Below are 18,875 nucleotides of genomic sequence, written 5' to 3' on the forward strand. Positions count from 1 at the left end.
GCGTTGCGAGGTGATTGGTCCAGAGCAATTTCAGGAAAAGTGTGACGCGGTTTTCCGTCCGAAATTGCGTTGAAACAAAGAGCTAGAGCATTTCGCCGTTTCCGTGAAACGGTGAAATGCTCTAGCAGGTCATTCGACGATCCCCGCCGTCTCCACCACCGCGTGGAACAGCACATCGGTGCCAGCCGCCGCCCATTCCCTGGTGATCTCCTCGGCTTCGTTGTGGCTGAGCCCGTCCACACAGGGGCACATCACCATCGCGGTCGGCGCGACGCGGTTGATCCAGCAGGCATCGTGGCCGGCGCCCGACACGATGTTGCGATGCGAGTAGCCGAGACGCTCGGCGGCGTCGCGGATTGCCTTGACGCAGTTCTTGTCGAAGGTGACCGGATCGAAATGGCCGACCTGCTCGATCTTGTATTGGATATCGAGCGCGTCGCAGATCGTGTCGATGCCTTCGCGGATGCGGCCGTCCATGGCGTCGAGCACTTCCTTTTCCGGCGAGCGAATGTCGATGGTGAAGACGGTGCGGCCCGCGATGATGTTGCGCGAATTGGGATAGACTTCCATGTGGCCGACAGCACCCACGGCGTCGGGCTGGTAGTCCATGGCGATCTCGTGCACCAGCTCGATCACGCGGGCCATGCCGAGGCCAGCATTGCGGCGCTTCGGCATCGGCGTCGAGCCGGTATGCGCCTCCTTGCCGGTCAGCGTCACCTGCAGCCATTTCAGGCCCTGTCCATGGGTAACGACGCCGATGTCGATGCCTTCGTCCTCCAGGATCGGCCCTTGCTCGATGTGCAGCTCGAAGAAGGCATGGATCTTTCGGTCGCCGACCTTCTCGTCGCCCTTCCAGCCGATGCGCTCCAGCTCCTCGCCGAATTTCTTGCCGTTCTTGTCCGTGTGCTCATAGACATCGGCTTGGTCGAGCACGCCGGCGAAGACACCGGACGCCATCATCGCCGGGGCGAAGCGCGCACCCTCCTCGTTGGTCCAGTTGGTGACGACGATCGGGTGCCTGGTCTTGATGCCGAGATCGTTGAGCGAACGCACCACTTCCAGCCCGCCCAGCACGCCGAGCACGCCGTCATACTTGCCGCCAGTCGGCTGCGTGTCGAGATGGCTGCCGACATAGACCGGCGGCAGGCTGGGGTCGGTGCCTTCGCGGCGGGCAAACATCGTGCCCATCTCGTCGAGGCCCATTTCGAGCCCCGCCGCCTCGCACCAGCGCTTGAACAGATGGCGGCCCTCGCCGTCCTCGTCGGTCACGGTCTGGCGATTGTTGCCGCCGGCAATGCCGGGGCCGATCTTCGCCATCTCCATGATGGAATCCCACAAGCGGTCTGAATTGATTCGCAGATTTTCGCCGGGTGCGGCCATTTGCGGTTCCCATTTTCACCAGGGGTCTTGTCGCCCCTTGAGTGGTTTGCATCCTGACCGTATGGTCAGCTTTCAGACTACACAAGCTGACCAAGCGGTCAACGAGAATCTTGGGGGAGACATGACCGAACCCACCCGTCCCATGCGGCGCCAGGACATAAGGCGGGAGAATGAAAAAGCCATTCTGCTGGCCGCCGAAAAGGTGTTCGCGGAGGCCGGGTTCGGCGGCGCCACGATGCAGTTGATCGCCGACCTGGCGGGGCTGCCGAAGGCAAATCTTCACTATTATTTCGCTACCAAGGAAGAGCTCTACCGGTCCGTCGTCCAGAACATTTTCGAGATCTGGCTGCAGGCTGCCAATTGCTTCGACGCGGCGCGCGGCCCGGTGGACGGTATCAGCGCCTATATCGACGCAAAGATGGAAATATCGCGTCGTCATCCGGACGGCTCGAAGGTCTGGGCCTCGGAAGTGATGCACGGCGCGCCGGTGCTGCAGGACTATATGGAATCGACGCTGCGCGAGTGGACCGACGGCCGTGTCGAGATCATCAGGCGCTGGATCGAGGAAGGCAAGATGGACCGGGTGGACCCGCGCCATCTCCTCTACATGCTGTGGGCTACCACCCAGCATTACGCCGATTTCGGCCACCAGATCGAGACGCTGAACGGCGGCAAGTCGCTCTCCGACCGGCAATGGCGGGAAGCCAAGGAAAACATCAAGCGGGTGATCCTGACCGGCATCGGCGCGCAGCCCGCCTGATTGGAACCGCTCTTGAGGTCGGCGCATGTCCGCCGACCTCGCCCAGCCGCTTCACGAACACCCTCCCCTGACGGGAAAGGTGCCCGCGCCGGCTTATCAGTCGATCGACCTCAGCACGTCGCGAACATGGTCGATCAGCTCGTTGATCTGGCCCTTGGTGATGATCAGCGGTGGCGACAGCGCGATGATGTCGCCGGTGGTGCGGATCAGCGCGCCGCGCTCGAACGCCTTGACGAAGGCCGAGAACGCCCGCTTGGTCGGGCTGCCGGCGATCGGCGCGAGCTCGATCGCGCCGATCAGGCCGATGTTTCGGATGTCGATGACATGCGGCTCGCCCTTCAGCGAATGCAGCGCGTCTTCCCAGTAAGGCGCCAGCTCCTCGCCGCGCGTCAGCAGGCCCTCTTCCTTGTAGGTGTCCAGCGTGCCGAGCGCCGCGGCGCAGGCGATCGGATTGCCCGAATAGGTATAGCCGTGGAAGAACTCGATCATGTGTTCCGGGCCGGTCATGAAGGCGTCGTGGATCTCCTTCTTGACGAACACCGCGCCCATCGGGATGACGCCGTTGGAGACGCCCTTGGCGGTGGTCATGATATCCGGCGTGACGCCGAAATAGTCGGCCGCGAACGGCGCGCCGAGGCGGCCGAAACCGGTGATCACTTCATCGAAAATCAACAATATGCCGTGCTTCGTGCAGATTTCCCGAAGCTTCTGCAGGTAGCCCTTCGGCGGCAGGATGACGCCGGTGGAGCCGGCGACCGGCTCGACGATGACGGCCGCGATGGTCGAAGCGTCATGCAGGGTGACGAGGCGCTCGAGCTCGTTGGCGAGTTCCGCGCCATGGTCCGGCACGCCCTTCGAGAAGGCGTTCTTCTCGGGCAGGTGCGTGTGCGGCAGGTGGTCGACGCCGCCGAGCAGCGTGCCGAACATCTTGCGGTTGGTGACGATGCCGCCGACCGAGATGCCGCCGAAATTGACGCCGTGATAGCCGCGCTCGCGGCCGATCAGACGGGTGCGCGAGCCCTCGCCTTTCACGCGGTGATAGGCGATCGCCATCTTCAGCGCGGTCTCGACCGATTCCGAACCGGAATTGGTGAAGAAGACATGGTCCATGCCCTTGGGCGCGATATCGACCAGCCGGTTCGCCAACTCGAACACGATCGGATGGCCCATCTGGAAGGCAGGCGCGTAGTCGAGCTCGGCGGCCTGGCTCTGGATAGCCTCGGTGATCTTCGGCCGGCAGTGGCCGGCGTTCACGCACCACAGGCCCGCGGTGCCGTCGAGCACCTTGCGGCCGTCGCTGGTCGTGTAGTGCATGTCCTTGGCGGACACGAACATGCGCGGCGCCTGCTTGAACTGCCGGTTTGCCGTGAACGGCATCCAGAATGCGCTGAGATCGTTCGGCGTGACTTTCAGCCGGTTGGACATGACCAAGACTTCCCCTTGTAACCTGTTTCGGTGCGGCCAACGCTTGGTCTTCGCTGCGTTTTCGTGCTACGCAAAATTTTGACCGGTTGGACAAACGTTAGCACCGCCTGTCGGCGGTCAAGGGGATTACTAGCGGAAATGCGGCATAAAAAGCGCGCTCCACAGGCCAAGGAAAAACTGGTCCAGACAATTGGTCCAGAGAGCTCGCGCGAAGACGGCCGGCAAGGATGACGGATACGATGGAAGGCTCCGCTCCCCGCCGCACCCGTATCCAGCAGGAAAAGCGCGAGCTCATCCTGGAAGCCGCGCTCGAAGTCTTCTCCGCCAACGGGTTTCGCGGCTCGACCATCGACCAGATCGCCGAAGCCGCCGGCATGTCGAAGCCCAACCTTCTCTATTACTTCCGCCGCAAGGAAGACATTCACGAGACGTTGATGCAGCGCCTGCTCGACACATGGCTGGCGCCGCTGCGCGAGCTTGACGACATCGGCGATCCGCTGACGGAGCTCAGAAGCTATATCCGCAGGAAGCTCGAAATGGCGCGCGACTTCCCGCGCGAAAGCCGGCTCTTCGCCAACGAGATCCTGCAGGGCGCCCCGCGCATCATGCCGATGCTGGAGGGCGACCTGAAGACTCTGGTCGATGAGAAGGCCACCGTCATCAAGGGCTGGATGCGCGCCGGCAAGATCGCCCGCACCGATCCCTGGCACCTTATCTTCTCGATCTGGGCGACGACGCAGCACTATGCCGATTTCGACGTCCAGGTGCGCGCCGTGCTCGGCGCCGACCGCGGCGGCAACGGCCGCTTCGAGGACGCGGCGCGCTTCCTGGAGCAGTTGTTCCTGGATGGGCTGAAGCCGAAGGGCTAGCGTCTGGTCGAATAGCTTAAGGACGGAATCGACCTGCCAGCCGTTTGGCTGTTGCTGCCCTTGGAGATTGGCCGAAGCCTCTCAGCTTCGTCATCCACGGGCGGAGCAAGGAGCGTAGCGACGCGGCGCAGACCCGAGGATCCATTCCGCGACGTTGAGGCGTTGCAACGGTGCAAAATTCTGCTCCGCGGCACCCCACGGCCGAGGTAACGGAATGGATCCTCGGGTCTCCGCTCCCGCTCCGCCCGTGGATGACGAAGCTGAGAGGCCTCAGGCGCTGCGCCGCTCGGTTGGAAGGTCGTCGAGCAGCTTCTTGAGCTTGGCGACCGAGTTCTGCTCGGCAAGCGGCGTGTAGACGATCAATCGCATATCCGAACCGTCGTCGATCGACAGGCTCATATGCTCGAACGTCATCGCGCCGGCGATCGGATGCCGCAAATGCTTCAGGCCGGACAGCCGGTGCACCACATCGCGCTGCGGCCACCACTCGCGAAACTCCGGACTTGAACGCATCATCAGCGCGATCAGCCGCTCGAAATCCGGATCTCCGGTGTATTTCGCGCTCTCGGCGCGGAACGCGGCAAGGGTTGCGCGCGCCAGCTGTTCCCAGTCCACGAGCAAATGCCGCCGATGTGGATCGGTGAAGACGCCGTGGATGATGTTGCGGGCATCGCCCTCCAGCAGGCCGTAGTCGCCGAAAATCGCGACCGCCGCGTCATTCCATGCCAGCACGTCCCAGCGCGGGCCGACGACATAGGCGGGCTGCAGGACCAGGCTCTGCAGCATGTGCAGCAACGGTCCCTCGACCTTTGCCTCCACGATGCGCCGTCGCTCCGGCTGCTGGCGGCCGGCGAGCGTGAACAAATGTCGCTGCTCGGCGCCGTCGAGCCGCAGCGCCTGGCAAAGCGCTGTCAGCACCTCGACCGAAGGCCGCACGTCCCTGCCCTGCTCGAGCCATGTGTACCAGGTCGTGCCGACGCCGGCGATCATCGCCACTTCCTCGCGCCGCAGCCCGGGCGTGCGTCGCCTCTGGCCGGCGGCAATGCCGGTATCCGAGGGCGAAAGCCGCTCGCGGCGGGAACGCAGGAAGGCGCCGAGCTCGCGCCGGCGGTGATCTTCGGGGGAATGGGCGACGGCATCCATGCGCCTATTATAGCAGTACTGATACCAGGATAAAGTTTGAACTGTTTGAGATACGCGCCGTGTCCCATCTTTGCGTTCAGAGCAACGCAAGGAGGCTCCGAACATGGAACTCAAGGACAAGATAATTCTCGTCACCGGCTCGACCGACGGCGTCGGCCGCGTGGTCGCCGAACGGCTCGGCGCCGCCGGCGCCCGCGTGCTGGTGCATGGCCGCGACGAAGGCCGCGGCAAGGCGACGATCGCAGCCATCGAAGCCAAGGGCGGCAAGGCGGAATTTCTCGCCGCCGACCTCGCTTCGCTTGCTGAAGTGCACCGCCTCGCCGAAGCCGTGCGCACAAGGACCAACCGGCTCGACGTCTTGATCAACAATGCAGGCGTCGGCACCGGCGGCCAGGGCGCGAAGCGGCAGATAAGCGCCGACGGCTATGAACTGCGCTTCGCCGTCAACTATCTCGCCGGCTTCCTGCTGACCTCGGAACTTTTGCCGCTGCTCAAGGCAAGCGCGCCGGCGCGCATCGTCAATGTCGCTTCGGCCGGTCAGCAGGCGATCGATTTCGACGATGTCATGCTGACGCAGGGCTACAGCGGCGTGCGTGCCTACTGCCAGAGCAAGCTGGCGCAGATCCTGTTCACCGTCGATCTGGCCGAGCAGCTCGAAGGCACCGGCGTCAGCGTCAATGCCTTGCACCCGGCAAGCTACATGGACACCACCATGGTCCGGCAGGCCGGCGTCACACCGTGGAGCTCGGTCGAGACCGGCGCCGACGCCATCCTCAACCTCGCGGCATCGCCGGCGCTCGAAGGGCGCAGCGGCCGCTACTTCGACGGCCAACGCGAATCGCGCGCCGACGCGCAGGCCTATGACGAAAAGGCTCGCCGCCAATTGCGGACCTTGAGCCTCGAACTGATCGAGGGTCCATCCTCCAAACCTAAGGAACAGCACTCATGAGCGAGACCATCGAACATTGCGTCATCATCGGCGGCTCGTCCGGCATCGGCCTTGCCACGGCCAAACGGCTGGTCGGCCCCGGCATGAAAGTGACCATCACCGGCCGCAACGAGGAGAAGCTCAAAGGCGCGTGGAAGGCCCTTGGCGGCACCGTCGGCAAGGCCGTGTTTGACGCCGCAAAGCCGGACGAGGTTCGGCATTTCTTCGGTGAACTCGGGCCGGTCGATCACCTGGTTCTCGCCGCGAGCGGCGGCAAGGGGCTTGGACCGTTCGCGACGCTCGACCTCGCTGACATCGGCAGCGGCGTCGACGAGAAGATCCGGCCGCAATTGTCCTGTCTGCAGGCGGCCCTGCCGACCTTGAACAAAGCCGGATCGGTCACCTTCATCTCGGCCGTCTCGGCGCAGATCGCGGCGCCCGGTGTCGCCGGCATCGGCGCCATCAACGGCATGCTCTTGACCGTCGCGCCGATCCTGGCGGTCGAGCTGAAGCCGCTGCGCGTCAACGTTGTGGCGCCCGGCGTCATCGACACGCCCTGGTGGGATTTTCTCCCCGAGGAGCAGCGGCAGGCGGTGTTTGCCGAATATGCCAGCAAGACGCCGGTCGGCCGCATCGGACGCGCCGAGGATGTCGCCGAGGCGATCGCCTTCCTGGTCTCCAACGGCTTCATGACCGGCCAGGTGCTCACCTGCGACGGCGGCCTGAGGTTCGCTGCCTAGCCCGGACGCTCGCGGCCGCGACAGCGCGGCCGCCTACACGCCCTGCGCGATCAGCGCCAGGAACCCACCGGCCAAAGCGACATTGCTGACGACGCCGTTGATGCGTGACGCGCGATCCGCGCCTTGATGGTCCCAGAAATTGTGGAACATCGGCGTCGCGACGACGAGGAAGACGATCAGCGCGGCGGCTGCCAAAGCGGTCCATAGGCCGGCGATCACCAGCACGCCGGCAACGACCTGCAGCACGATACCCAACCACAGAGCCAGCGTCGCCCGCGGCACGCCGCGCGCGGCCATCAACGACGCGACCAGCTTTCTGTTCTGGATGTTGCGCAGGCCGGCAAAGACGAAGGCGCCGCCGAGCAGCAGGCGCGCCATAACCAGAATCTCGTTCTGAAAATTCTCAAACATGTCGTTGATCCTGAAAATGAAAAAAGCGTGGGCCCATCACAGGCCCACGCTGTCGATGGATAAACTCAGGCGGCTTTTGCGGACGGCATCGGATGAATGGCGTGGAACGGAATGCACAGCCGGTTCCAGGTGTTGATCATGCCGAGCGCGACCGAGAGCTTGACCAGCTCCTCTTCCGAGAAATGCTCGAGCGTGCGGGTGTAGAGCTCGTCCGACACGCCATTGTCGGCGATCAGCGTCACGGCCTCGGTCCACGCAAGGGCGGCGCGTTCGCGCTCGGAAAACAGCGGCGATTCCTTCCAGGCGGCGACGAGATAGAGCCGGGTTTCGGTCTCGCCGTCGCGCCTCGCCTCACGGCTGTGCATCTCGACGCAATACGAGCAGCCATTGATCTGCGAAGCCCTGAGCTTGATCAGGTGCAGCAGGCTCACCTCCAGCCCGCATTCGTCGACGGCCTTGTTGAGTGCCGACACCGCCTTCATGATCTCCGGCGCTTTGGCGAAGAACTGCATTCTCTGTTTCATCGTCTTTCCTTCCAGTTTTTGGGTGGGTCTAGATCTGCTTGGATGAAGCGGATTTCTGCGGCCGCTGGTGGCGCTCGACGAAAGCGCAGCTTGCAGCATAGGATCGCGGATCGCCTTCCGCGGCGTACTCCGCCACGATGTCGGATATCTTCACTTCGGCGAGCGCCGCCCGATAGGCGCGCTCGGCCTTGAGCATCGCGGCATTGATGCCGCAGGGTTTGACATAGGCCGACGCGTCGATCTTGACCGGGCCACGCTGGCGGATTTCGCCGCAGCGAAAAGCAGGCTCCCGTCCCTCGACGGCCAGCACGACGTCGAGCAACGTGATCTGTTCCGCCGCTCGGGCCAGCCGATAGCCGCCCGCCGGCCCCGGCAGCGATTCCAGGATGCGCGCCGCCGTGAGCTGGTTGAGATGCTTCAACAGATAGCTCGGCGACAGCCCGAAGCACTCGGCAAGCGCCGCGCCCGGCATGGTGCTGTTGCCGTCGACGCTCGCCAGCGTCGCTGTGCAGTGAATGGCCGCCTCGACCCCTTCGCTCAGCTTCATGGCTTCGATCTCCTATTCGTCGATATGTTTTATCCTGGATAATTTTTATCTGCAATAGAGAAATGAAGAGTGCCCGCCGATTCGCAATGACAGAGAGTGAGAGAGAGGCGCTTCGCAGAACTTGGGTTCCTCGCACCCCGCAAAGCGGGGGAGAGGTGGCACGGCGAAGCCGGGACGGAGAGGGGGACGCCCTCTGCGAAGCCAAAACCGGTCAGGGACTAGGCGCAAGAAAGATAGATAAAAGACAATCTAGGGCCTCGGCAGTGTCCAGCCGTCCCGAAGGCCCCTCTCCGTCCCGGCTTCGCCGGGTCACCTCTCCCCACTGCGTGGGGCGAGGAACCCAAGCTTATTCCGCAGCCACCTTGGCCATCGGATTGTTGGGGTGTGTCGTCCAGTTGGCGTAGATCGGCGATACCGGCTTGCCGGTTCGCTCGTCCATCGCGCCGGCGGCCAGCGGCTCCATGGTGATGCAGCCCTCGACCGGACAGACATTGACGCAGAGGTTGCAGCCGACGCATTCGGCCTCGATCACCTCGAAATGCCTGGCGCCGTCGACCATGCTGGTGATCGCCTGGTGCGAGGTGTCCTCGCAGGCGATATGGCAGCGGCCGCATTTGATGCAGGCGTCCTGGTCGATATGCGCCTTGGCGACATAGTTGAGGTTGAGATACTGCCAGTCGGTGACGTTGGGCGTTGCGCGGCCGATGATGTCCGAGAGCGAGGCATGGCCCTTCTCGTCCATCCAGTTCTCCAGCCCGGCGATCATCTCCTGCACGATCTTGAAGCCGTAGGTCATGGCCGCAGTGCAGACCTGCACATTGCCGGCGCCGAGCGCCATGAATTCGGCGGCATCCCGCCAGGTGGTGATGCCGCCGATGCCGGAGATCGGCAGGCCGTGCGTTTCGGGATCGCGCGCGATCTCGGCCACCATGTTCATGGCGATCGGCTTCACCGCCGGGCCGCAATAGCCGCCATGCGAGCCCTTGCCGTCGATGGTCGGCTGCGGCGCGAAGCTGTCCAGATCGACGCCGGTGATCGAGTTGATCGTGTTGATCAGCGACACCGCGTCCGTGCCGCCGGCCAGTGCCGCGCGCGCGGGCTTGCGCACATCGGTGATGTTGGGCGTCAGCTTGGTGATGACCGGCATGCGGGTATTCTGCTTGCACCAGCGCACCACCATTTCGATATATTCCGGCACCTGGCCGACCGCTGCGCCCATGCCGCGCTCCGACATGCCGTGCGGGCAGCCGAAATTGAGCTCGATGCCGTCGGCTTCGGTCTCCTCGACCACCGGCAGGATCGCCTTCCAGGCGTCCTCGACGCAAGGCACCATCAGCGAGACGACGATGGCGCGGTCCGGCCAGTCCTTCTTGACCTGCTTGATCTCGCGCAAATTGACCTGCAGGTCGCGGTCGGTGATCAGCTCGATATTGTTCAGGCCGAGCAGACGGCGGTCGGCGCCCCAGATCGCGCCGTAGCGCGGCCCGTTGACGTTGACGACCGGCGGGCCTTCCTCGCCCAGCGTCTTCCATACCACGCCGCCCCAGCCGGCCTTAAAGGCGCGGATGACATTGTAGGCCTTGTCGGTCGGCGGCGCCGAGGCCAGCCAGAACGGATTGGGCGACTTGATGCCGACGAAATTGTTGCGGATGTCTGCCATGCTCATGCCCTCCCGTTTGAGGTCAGCGCCCGGTGGATGCTCTCGGCGGCGTCGCGCCCTTGAGCCACCGCCGAGACAGTGAGGTCGTCGCCGCCGAAGATACAGTCGCCGCCGGCCCAGACTTTTGCCAGCGAAGTGCGGCCTTCCGCATCGACCCTAATGCGTCCGCCTTCGAGGTCGATCTGCTCGCCGCTGCCGTTGAGGTGCGCCGGCACGAAACTCTGGCCGATCGCCTTGAACACCTGGTCGGCGATAAGCGTGAGCCGTTCGCCGGTGCCGGCGAGCTTGTCGCCGTTCATCGCCGTGTATTCGAGCTCGATCGCGGAAACCTTGCCGTTCTCGGCAAGGACGCGCTTCGGCTGCAGCCAGTGGCGGATGGTGACGCCGTTGGCGGCGGCCAGATCCTGCTCGAAGCCGGAGGCGTTCATGTGTTCCTGGCCGCGCCGGTAGCAGACCGTCACCTCTTCCGCGCCGAGCAGCTTCGACTGCACCGCGGCATCGATCGCCGTCATGCCGCCGCCGATGACGACCACGCGCCGGCCGACCGGCAGGCTGGAGAGATCGCTCGCCTGGCGCAGTTCCGAGATGAACTCGACGGCATTGGCGACACCGTCCGTGTCCTCGCCGTCGGCGCGCAGCGCGTTGACGCCGCCAAGCCCCAGCCCAAGGAATACGGCATCGTAGTTGCGCATCAGGTCGGCCAACTGGAAGTCGCGCCCGAGCGCCTTGCCGTTCTGGATGTCGATGCCGCCGATCGCGGTGACGTAGTCGACCTCGGCCTGGGCGAAATCGTCGACGCTCTTGTAGGCGGCGATGCCATATTCGTTGAGGCCGCCGGCCTTCGGCCGTGCCTCCAGGATCGTCACCTCATGGCCGTGGCGGGCAAGCCGATGCGCCGCCGCCAGCCCCGCTGGGCCGGCGCCGACCACGGCAATGCTCTTGCCCGTCGCTTCGGCGCGCTTGTAGAACTGCTTCTCCTCGCTCATGGCGACGTCGGTGGCGTAGCGCTGCAGCCGGCCGATCTGCACCGGCTTGCCTTCCGCCACCTCGCGCACGCACACCTCTTCACACAGCGTCTCCGTCGGACAGACGCGGGCGCACATGCCGCCAAGGATGTTCTGGTCGAAGATCGTCTTGGCCGAGCCAAGCGGATTGCCGGTCGCGATCTGCCGGATGAACAGCGGGATGTCGATCGAGGTCGGACATGCGTTCATGCACGGCGCGTCGTAGCAGAAATAGCAGCGATCGGATTCGACCAGCGCCTCGTGGTGGTCGAGCGGCGGATGCAGGTCGGAAAAATTGTCGGCATATTGCTCTGAAGACAGCCGGCCGCCGGCAATGCCTTCGATGAAATGACCAGTCGCCATTCCAGTTCCCCTTGTTGTCGTTTTGGGGAAGGCTAGCACGTTTTATTTTTTTATCAATTGGTCAATTTTCGACCAAGTTACTGTATTGGTTGCATAAAAACATGATAATTATAGTCATGTTATAGCAGCGACATCCATGGCCGCCGGCTCGCTTCCGACGATCCTGTGACCGTGGATCGAACGGATTTCGTCCGCCACCAGTCCCTGCAGCCGCCACAGATTGCGATCATGGATGCCGAAGGCCTCGAGATGGCTGACGGTGTTGTAGAGGTATTCGGCGCCGGAGCCGACATGGCCGCAGGCGCGTGCCAGCACCCATGCCACCTTCTCCAGCGGCTGCCTGAGCGACGTACCCTTGCCGGTCACGCCGACCCAGAAGCCCAGCGCCCTGAGCGCCCCTTGCGCCGTGCGCACCGGAACCCACCGGACCGAGCTGACGGCCTCGTGATCGTCGATTTCGCGTCGCAACAGGCGTTCGATCTGTGCGGGTTTTTCGCCATCCGGCAGGCGATAGATGACGCCGTCGCAGCGGCCGCCGCGTTCCAGCGCCATCATCAATCCGGGCTGTTCGCGGCTGCCTCGCCAACGCTCTATGTCGAGGCAGAACGACCGGTGCCAGCCATGTGCCGCCGCACGCCGCTGTTCGACCGATTCGAAGGCAGGCTTCCAGATCAGCGAGCCATAGGCGAGCACCCAGAGTGGACCCTCATCGGCTTCATTGGCGAGGCGCGAGGCGAGCATGCTGAAATCGTCGTCGCTGAGCTGCGTCCACTCCCCGCTCGGACCGGGATCGATTTCCTCACGATGGCACAGAGCCACAAGCTCAGGCGTGAGCGACATTCGACGCATGGAAACAAGCCCCTCTTTGACGGCAGCAAAGTCGAAAACCCTCGGGCACGCAAGATCGCTGGTGCTGAGCAATTCCAGGAAAAAGGGCGTAGCGGTTTTCCGTCCAGAATTGCGTAAAACAAAAGAGATGGAGCGGTTCGCCGTTTCCGCGAAACGGATGAAACGATCTAGCGCCTTGCCGTCCCCGATTTTTGGCCCAAATGTCGGATTTCTGTTGCCGAGATCGTCCTAGGATGGATCGAACCGCGATCGCTGCCTGAACCGGTGAGGAGACCGACCATGCCGAAATCCCCGCAACCTTTCTTCTGGTACGAATTGATGACCACCGATCTCGACGCCGCCGAGGCTTTCTACACTGCCGTTGTCGGCTGGAAAGCCGAGCCCTTCGACAAGGCGCCCGGCATGCCCCGTTACATCGTCGTGAACTCCGCCGTGCGCGGCGTGGGCGGGTTGATGACCATGCCGGAAGAGCCCGCCAAGATGGGCATGCCGCCGGCCTGGATGGGCTACATCTACACCAAGGACGTCGACGCCTCGACGCAAGCGCTCAAGGACGCCGGCGGTGTGGTGCATCGCGCGCCGGACGACATTCCGGGCGTCGGCCGCTTCGCCGTCGTCGCCGATCCGCAAGGGGCGGCCTTCATGTTCTTGCAGCCCAACCAGCCCGAACAGCCGCCGGTGCCCGCGATCACGCTTGGCCATGTCGGCTGGCAGGAGCTCTACACCTCGGACTGGAAGGCCGCCTTCGACTTCTATTCCAGCCAGTTCGGCTGGCAGAGCGCCGGCCAGTTCGACATGGGCGAGATGGGCATCTACCAGACTTTCGGTGCCGGCCCCGAATCCGGCGGCGGCATCATGAACAAGCCGCCGCAGATCCCGGTCGCCGTCTGGCAGTTCTATTTCAACGTCGAAGCCATCGACGCCGCGGCCAAGCGCGTCACCGACAATGGCGGCAAGGTGCTGATGGGACCAATGGACGTGCCGAGTGGCCAATGGATCATCCAGTGCCGGGACCCGCAAGGCGCGCATTTCGCCTTGTTGGCTCCGGCGCGGTAGCAGCGCTTACTGGATGGGCTGGCGCCGGATCATTCCGGCGTCAGCACCGCCACCTTGAGATCGGCCTTTTTCGCGCCGCTGAGCTGGATGATCGCCGCGCCGCCGGCGAGCTTGAAGCGCACGCTCTTGCGAATGCCAGGGCAGGTTTTCACGCCGCTGAAGGCCGCCGATTTCACCGTCTTGCCGTCCTGCACGACATCGATCCAGGCCTCGTCGGACAGGCTGAGCTGGAGCTCGCCTTGAGGCGGCACGGTCACATTTGCCGTCGCGCCGAACGTGCCCGCCGCCGGCGCACGTTCCGGCGGCACCTCGAAGCTGACCGTGTTGACGGCCTCGAGCGAGAAATCGACCGCTTGCCCGACCGCTAGGGCGGCGCCGGACTGCGCGGCGGGCGCCGCCGGGAACAAGGCCTGCTCGCGCGCGACCGGCCATTTGAAGGCATCGCAGCCGGTATCCGCGGCTACGGCAAAGCTGGTGCTGGCAAGGAATGCGAAGAGGCTGATGACGACTTTTCTCATGGCTAAGGGGACTCGCATGGTTGGTGTATGCGCATATCAATACAACTTTAGAGAGATAATTGCAACCATGAAGAGAACAAATACGGGAACTGAAACCATTTCCACTCACCGATTGTTGATGGCAGGCCATGGGAAGTGAGTGGTCCATCGCCGGGCGATAATTTATCGCCGGAAGGGGGTAAAATGGAGTTTTAGATGAAGCTTTTTGAAAGCCTTGCCCAGTACCGGCCGCAGGCGCTGGGCGTGCTGCGCATCATGACCGCCTTGCAGTTCATCGAACATGGCTCGCAGAAGCTGTTCAACTTCCCGGTCAGCGCCCAGCCGCATGCCCTAACCGGGTTGACGACGGCTGCTGGCATTCTCGAATTCGCCGGCGGCATCCTGCTTGCGCTCGGCCTCTTCACCCGCCCGGTTGCCTTCCTCCTCGCCGGCGAAATGGCGATCGCCTATTTCATGGCGCACATGCCGCGCGACTTCTTCCCCGTCAACAACAGCGGCGACGCGGCGATCTCGTTCTGCTTCATCTTCCTCTATCTGATCTTCGCCGGCTCCGGCGCCTTCGCATTGGACAATCGTCGCGGCTGACAAGCATGCACCGCCAGTGCATGTCGCCCAAAAGTGCCTAAAGCGCATCGGCGCAGCCGCGGTGCTTCAGGCGCGCAGCCGCTCGAAATTGGCATCGAACAGCGGCGCGGATTGGATACGCGCCGCGCGCCGCTTGCCGAGGATCTCGATCTCGAATCCGTCCGGTCTGTCGGCGATCTCCTTCGGCACGTAGCCCATGGCGACCGACTTCTTCGAGTGATGCGCATATCCGCCCGAGGTGACCCAGCCACGCACGACACCGTCATGCCAGATCGCCTCGTCGCCGATCACATCGGCATCGGTGGCGTCGACGATGAAGCTGCGCAGCCGAAGCTTGCCGCCCTCTTTGCGCTCGGTCACCGCTGCCTCCTTGCCGATGAAGTCGGCGTCCTTGCCATAGGCGACGAAGCGATCGAGCCCGGCCTCGACCGGCCCGTAGATCGGCCGGTACTCGCGTGCCCATGAGCCGTAGTTCTTCTCGAGCCTCAGCGCATTGAGCGCGCGAGAGCCGAACAGGCCGATGCCGAATTCCTCGCCCGCAGCCAGCAGCGCCTGGTAGGCGGCGCGCTGATATTCCGGCGCCACCCAGATCTCGTAGCCGAGATCGCCGGTGTAGCTGACGCGGCCGACGAGGCACGGCGCCATGCCGATATCCATCCGCGCAACCGCCATGAAGGGGAACGCCGCGTTGGAGACATCGGCGCGGGTGACCTTGGCGAGCACCTCCCGCGCCTTCGGACCGGCAATCGCAAGGCCGGTGAGCTTCTGCCCCAGCGCCTCGATCCGCACCGAGCCATCCTTGGGCAGATGCGCCTCGAACCACCGCATATGGTACTGCTCGGCAATGCCGGAGCCGGCGATGAACCACTCTGCGTCGTCGATATTGGCGAGCGTGAAATCGCCGATCAGCCTGCCGTCATCCTTCAGCATCGGCGTCAGCGTCATGCGGCCACGCCTGGGCAGCCTGCAGGCAAGCATGCGGTCGAGCCAGGCCGCCGCGCCCTCGCCCGTCACCTTGTATTTGGCGAAGTTCGAGATCTCCGACAGGCCGACGCCATTGCGCACGGTTGCGACTTCCTTGGCGACATGCTCGAAGTCGGTCGAGCGCCGCCACGAGAACTCGTCCTTGACGCCTTCCGGCGCATACCAGAGCGGCACTTCCAGCCCATAGGACACGCCCCACTGCGCACCCCTGGCGGCAAGCGTGTCGTAGACCGGCGTCGTCTTGAGCTGGCGCCCGGCCGGCAATTCCTCATTCGGGAAGCGGATCGAAAAGCGCCGCGAATAGTTTTCCCGCACCTTGGCATTGGTATAGGCCATCGTCGCCCAGTCGCCGTAGCGCGCCACGTCCATCGCCCAGATGTCGGCGCCCGGATCGCCCTCGATCATCCAGTTGGAGAGCGCCAGCCCGACGCCGCCGCCCTGGCTAAAGCCGGCCATGACGCCGCAGGCAACCCAGAAGCCCGGCAGACCGCGCACCGGGCCGACCAGCGGATTGCCGTCCGGCGCGAAGGTGAAGGGGCCGTTGATGATCTGCTTGATGCCGGTCTTCTGAAAGGCGGGGAAATGGCGGAAGCCGACTTCCAGCGACGGCGCGATGCGGTCGATGTCCGGCTCGAGCAGCTCATGGCCGAAATTCCAAGGTGTGGTGAACTCCGACCACACCTTGTTGGCCTTCTCATAAGTGCCCATCAGCATGCCGCCGCGCTCTTGGCGCAGATAAAGCTCGCCGTCGAAATCGACCGCATGGATGATCTCGGTGCCGGTCTTCTTGTTCCAGTCGGCGACCTCGGGCATGTCCTCGGTGATCAGGTACATATGCTCCATCGCGAGCACCGGCAGCTCCAGCCCGACCATGCGGCCGACCTCGCGCGCCCACAGCCCACCGGCATTGACGACATGCTCGGTCACCACCTCGCCCTTGTTGGTGATGACGCGCCACAGCCCGTCGGGCCGGCGCACGATGTCCTCGACCTTGGTGAAGCGCTCGACTTCGGCGCCCAGTTTGCGCGCCGCCTTGGCATAGGCATGCGTCACGCCAGACGGATCGAGGTGGCCGTCCTCCTTGTTGCGCACCGCGCCGACGAACTGGCTGGGATCGATGAGCGGCATCAATTCCGCCGCTTCCTTGGCCGAAATCACTTCGAGGTCGATGCCGAGATAGCGCCCCTTCGACACCACGCCGCGCAGCCAGTCGAGCCGCGCCTCGGTCGCCGCCAGCAGCACGCCGCCGGTGAGATGCACGCCGGTCGCCTGTCCCGAGAGTTCCTCGATCTCCTTGTAGAGCGAGATCGTGTATTTCTGCAGCTTGGCGACGTTGGGATCGCCATTGATCGTGTGCATGCCGCCGGCCGCGTGCCAGGTCGAGCCCGACGTCAGCTCGTCGCGCTCCAGCAGCACGACATCGGTCCAGCCATGGCGAGCAAGATGGAACAGCACCGAGCATCCGACGACACCGCCGCCGATGACCACGACCTTTGCATGCGACTTCATGGGTTTTCTCGTTGGTTCAGTGAGTTGAGAGGTTGAAATGAATCAATATGGGAAGCTGGTCCCTCACGGCTCGCCTTGCCCGATCGTTTCCTTGCGGCGGGCCATATAGGCTTCGAGCGCCTCGCGCACGGCAGGGTCCATGGCCGGCTGGACGTACTCCTCCAGCGCTTTCTTCCAGAGCCGCGTCGCGCGCGCCGTCGTGTCCAGCGCCCCCGCCTCCTGCCAGGCTTCGTAATTCTGCCAGTTGGACAGCATCGGCTGATAGAAGGCGGTGGCGTAGCGCTCCAGCGTATGCGGCTCGCCGAAGAAATGGCCGCCGGTCGGCACAGCGCCCAGCGCCTCGACCGCGAGCTCCGGCTCGTCGACCACGATCGGCCGCAGGAATTCCATCATGTGCTGGATCATCTCGACATCGATGATGAGCTTTTCGAACGAGGCGGTCAGCCCGCCCTCCTGCCAGCCGGCGGCATGATAGACGAGATTGCCGTGACCGAGCACCGCGCCCCACAAAGCCATCAGCGTCTCATAGGCGCCCTGCGCATCGGCTGCATTGGAGGCCGAGCCCGGCGTGGTGCGGTAAGGCAAGTTGTAGCGCCGCGCCAGCTGTCCGGAAGCGATATTGGCCTTGGTGTTCTCCGGCGTGCCAAAGGCTGGCGCGCCCGACTTCATGTCGACATTGGAGGTGAAGGCGCCATACATCACCGGCGCGCCGGTGCGCACCAGTTGCGTCAGCACGATGCCGAACAGCGCCTCGGCGTTCTGCTGCGCCAGCGCGCCGGCCAGCGTCACCGGGCTCATCGCGCCCATCAGCGTGAACGGCGTCACCGCCACCGACTGGCCGTATTCGGCCATGGTCATCAGCCCTTCGGCCATCATCTCGTCGAAGCGGCGCGGCGAGTTGACCGAAATGATGGTGGTGATGCCGGGGTCCTGCGCCAACTGCTCGAGAGTCAGCCCGCGCGCGATCGCCATCATCTCGATGCCGTCCAGCGCCCTGCCCCGCCCGATCGCCGAGACGTGGAAGCATTTGTCGGTCAGCGTCAGATTGGCGAAATAGGTGTCCATGTGCCTTGTGTTCGCCGGCAGCTCGATCGGCGCGCAGACCTGGTTGCCCAGCATGTGGATGCAGTTGAAATGCTGCGCCAGCCGGACGAGGTCCGAGTAGTCGGCGAGGTTGCCGGCGCGGCGGCCGCGCTCCATGTCGTGCACGTTGGGCGGGCCGGCGACGAGCGTGAAGTTGATGGTGCTGCCGCCGAGATGGATGGCGTGCGCCGGATTGCGTGGAGTAAGCGTGTAATTGCTGCGTGTCGACTTCAGCGCCGCCTCGACCATGCCGCGATCGACGCGCACATTCATCGAGCCGCGATCGACCTTGGCGCCGGCGCGCTCGAACAGCGACAGCGCCCGCGGGCTCATCACCTCGATGCCGAAATTCTCCAGTATACGCATCGATGCCTGGTGGATGGCCTCGATCTGGTCGGCCGACAGCAACGCCATCGGCGGATAGGGATTCTCCACCCGCCGCGGCGGCAGTTGCGGGATGGCGGCTGGCCCGCGGTTGCTGGTGCGCTCGGCGCCGCGCTTGCGTCTTGGTTCGCTCATGCGCGCATCAGAGCGCCG

The 18,875-nt window shown here is 64.1% G+C and carries 18 protein-coding genes; 6 read left to right on the plus strand and 12 right to left on the minus strand.

Going from position 1 to position 18,875, the window contains the following annotated elements; all coding sequences use genetic code 11:
- Window positions 1-129: 129 nt before the first annotated feature.
- Window positions 130-1,380, minus strand: coding sequence for a Zn-dependent hydrolase (locus LB572_RS04125; protein WP_224666822.1), 1,251 nt, complete (start codon window positions 1,378-1,380; stop codon window positions 130-132).
- A 121-nt stretch (window positions 1,381-1,501) separates the two neighbouring features.
- On the opposite strand from LB572_RS04125, the gene LB572_RS04130 reads away from it, so the two are divergent.
- The gene (locus LB572_RS04130; protein ID WP_224666823.1) at window positions 1,502-2,140 is read left to right on the plus strand and encodes a TetR/AcrR family transcriptional regulator; all 639 of its coding nucleotides are present in this window, start codon (window positions 1,502-1,504) and stop codon (window positions 2,138-2,140) included.
- 96 nt (window positions 2,141-2,236) lie between these two features.
- On the opposite strand, the gene LB572_RS04135 is transcribed toward LB572_RS04130, so the two are convergent.
- Window positions 2,237-3,565 (minus strand): aspartate aminotransferase family protein, encoded by a 1,329-nt coding sequence (locus LB572_RS04135; protein ID WP_140807210.1) that lies wholly within the window; start codon window positions 3,563-3,565, stop codon window positions 2,237-2,239.
- Between the two features lie 239 nt (window positions 3,566-3,804).
- Here LB572_RS04135 and LB572_RS04140 point away from each other — a divergent pair, with 239 nt between their 5' ends.
- Window positions 3,805-4,434 carry a TetR family transcriptional regulator C-terminal domain-containing protein gene (locus LB572_RS04140; RefSeq protein WP_140807229.1) on the plus strand — a complete coding sequence of 210 codons (630 nt, stop codon included), beginning with the start codon at window positions 3,805-3,807 and terminating at the stop codon, window positions 4,432-4,434.
- A gap of 270 nt (window positions 4,435-4,704) precedes the next feature.
- Here the strand turns inward: LB572_RS04140 and LB572_RS04145 are convergent, their stop codons facing one another.
- Window positions 4,705-5,577 carry a helix-turn-helix transcriptional regulator gene (locus tag LB572_RS04145; protein WP_140807209.1) on the minus strand — a complete coding sequence of 291 codons (873 nt, stop codon included), beginning with the start codon at window positions 5,575-5,577 and terminating at the stop codon, window positions 4,705-4,707.
- A gap of 103 nt (window positions 5,578-5,680) precedes the next feature.
- Here LB572_RS04145 and LB572_RS04150 point away from each other — a divergent pair, with 103 nt between their 5' ends.
- Window positions 5,681-6,526 carry an SDR family NAD(P)-dependent oxidoreductase gene (locus LB572_RS04150; RefSeq protein ID WP_224666824.1) on the plus strand — a complete coding sequence of 282 codons (846 nt, stop codon included), beginning with the start codon at window positions 5,681-5,683 and terminating at the stop codon, window positions 6,524-6,526.
- A complete protein-coding gene (locus LB572_RS04155) occupies window positions 6,523-7,245 on the plus strand; it encodes an SDR family oxidoreductase (protein ID WP_140807207.1) in 723 nt (240 codons plus the stop codon). Before LB572_RS04150 ends, LB572_RS04155 begins: the two co-directional genes overlap by 4 nt.
- A gap of 33 nt (window positions 7,246-7,278) precedes the next feature.
- On the opposite strand, the gene LB572_RS04160 is transcribed toward LB572_RS04155, so the two are convergent.
- From LB572_RS04160 to LB572_RS04185, 6 genes are all read right to left on the minus strand, one after another.
- Window positions 7,279-7,656: a DoxX family protein gene (locus LB572_RS04160; protein WP_224666825.1), complete on the minus strand. Its 378-nt coding sequence runs from the start codon at window positions 7,654-7,656 to the stop codon at window positions 7,279-7,281.
- A 65-nt stretch (window positions 7,657-7,721) separates the two neighbouring features.
- A complete protein-coding gene (locus LB572_RS04165; RefSeq protein WP_140807205.1) occupies window positions 7,722-8,180 on the minus strand; it encodes a carboxymuconolactone decarboxylase family protein in 459 nt (152 codons plus the stop codon).
- A gap of 28 nt (window positions 8,181-8,208) precedes the next feature.
- Window positions 8,209-8,727 (minus strand): RrF2 family transcriptional regulator, encoded by a 519-nt coding sequence (locus tag LB572_RS04170; protein ID WP_140807204.1) that lies wholly within the window; start codon window positions 8,725-8,727, stop codon window positions 8,209-8,211.
- Window positions 8,728-9,073: 346 nt separating this feature from the next.
- Window positions 9,074-10,387, minus strand: a complete 1,314-nt coding sequence (gene preA / locus LB572_RS04175; RefSeq protein WP_224666826.1) for an NAD-dependent dihydropyrimidine dehydrogenase subunit PreA — start codon at window positions 10,385-10,387, stop codon at window positions 9,074-9,076.
- Between the two features lie 2 nt (window positions 10,388-10,389).
- Window positions 10,390-11,754, minus strand: a complete 1,365-nt coding sequence (locus tag LB572_RS04180) for an NAD(P)-dependent oxidoreductase (protein ID WP_224666827.1) — start codon at window positions 11,752-11,754, stop codon at window positions 10,390-10,392.
- Window positions 11,755-11,868: 114 nt separating this feature from the next.
- Window positions 11,869-12,603, minus strand: a complete 735-nt coding sequence (locus tag LB572_RS04185; protein WP_224666828.1) for a gamma-glutamylcyclotransferase — start codon at window positions 12,601-12,603, stop codon at window positions 11,869-11,871.
- Between the two features lie 279 nt (window positions 12,604-12,882).
- Between LB572_RS04185 and LB572_RS04190 the strand changes: the two genes are divergently transcribed.
- Window positions 12,883-13,659, plus strand: a complete 777-nt coding sequence (locus LB572_RS04190; protein WP_224666829.1) for a VOC family protein — start codon at window positions 12,883-12,885, stop codon at window positions 13,657-13,659.
- Between the two features lie 29 nt (window positions 13,660-13,688).
- On the opposite strand, the gene LB572_RS04195 is transcribed toward LB572_RS04190, so the two are convergent.
- On the minus strand, window positions 13,689-14,177 hold the full coding sequence (locus tag LB572_RS04195; protein WP_224666830.1) for a hypothetical protein: 489 nt from the start codon (window positions 14,175-14,177) through the stop codon (window positions 13,689-13,691).
- 195 nt (window positions 14,178-14,372) lie between these two features.
- On the opposite strand from LB572_RS04195, the gene LB572_RS04200 reads away from it, so the two are divergent.
- The gene (locus LB572_RS04200) at window positions 14,373-14,762 is read left to right on the plus strand and encodes a DoxX family protein (RefSeq protein ID WP_224666831.1); all 390 of its coding nucleotides are present in this window, start codon (window positions 14,373-14,375) and stop codon (window positions 14,760-14,762) included.
- Window positions 14,763-14,828: 66 nt separating this feature from the next.
- Here LB572_RS04200 and LB572_RS04205 read toward each other — a convergent pair whose 3' ends face one another.
- Complete coding sequence (locus tag LB572_RS04205; protein WP_224666832.1) at window positions 14,829-17,255, minus strand: GcvT family protein; 2,427 nt, start codon at window positions 17,253-17,255, stop codon at window positions 14,829-14,831.
- 63 nt (window positions 17,256-17,318) lie between these two features.
- Window positions 17,319-18,857, minus strand: coding sequence for a trimethylamine methyltransferase family protein (locus tag LB572_RS04210; RefSeq protein WP_224666833.1), 1,539 nt, complete (start codon window positions 18,855-18,857; stop codon window positions 17,319-17,321).
- Window positions 18,858-18,875 lie beyond the last annotated feature (18 nt).

The sequence above is a fragment of the Mesorhizobium sp. BH1-1-5 genome (assembly GCF_020165615.1).
In the GTDB taxonomy this organism is placed as follows: domain Bacteria; phylum Pseudomonadota; class Alphaproteobacteria; order Rhizobiales; family Rhizobiaceae; genus Mesorhizobium.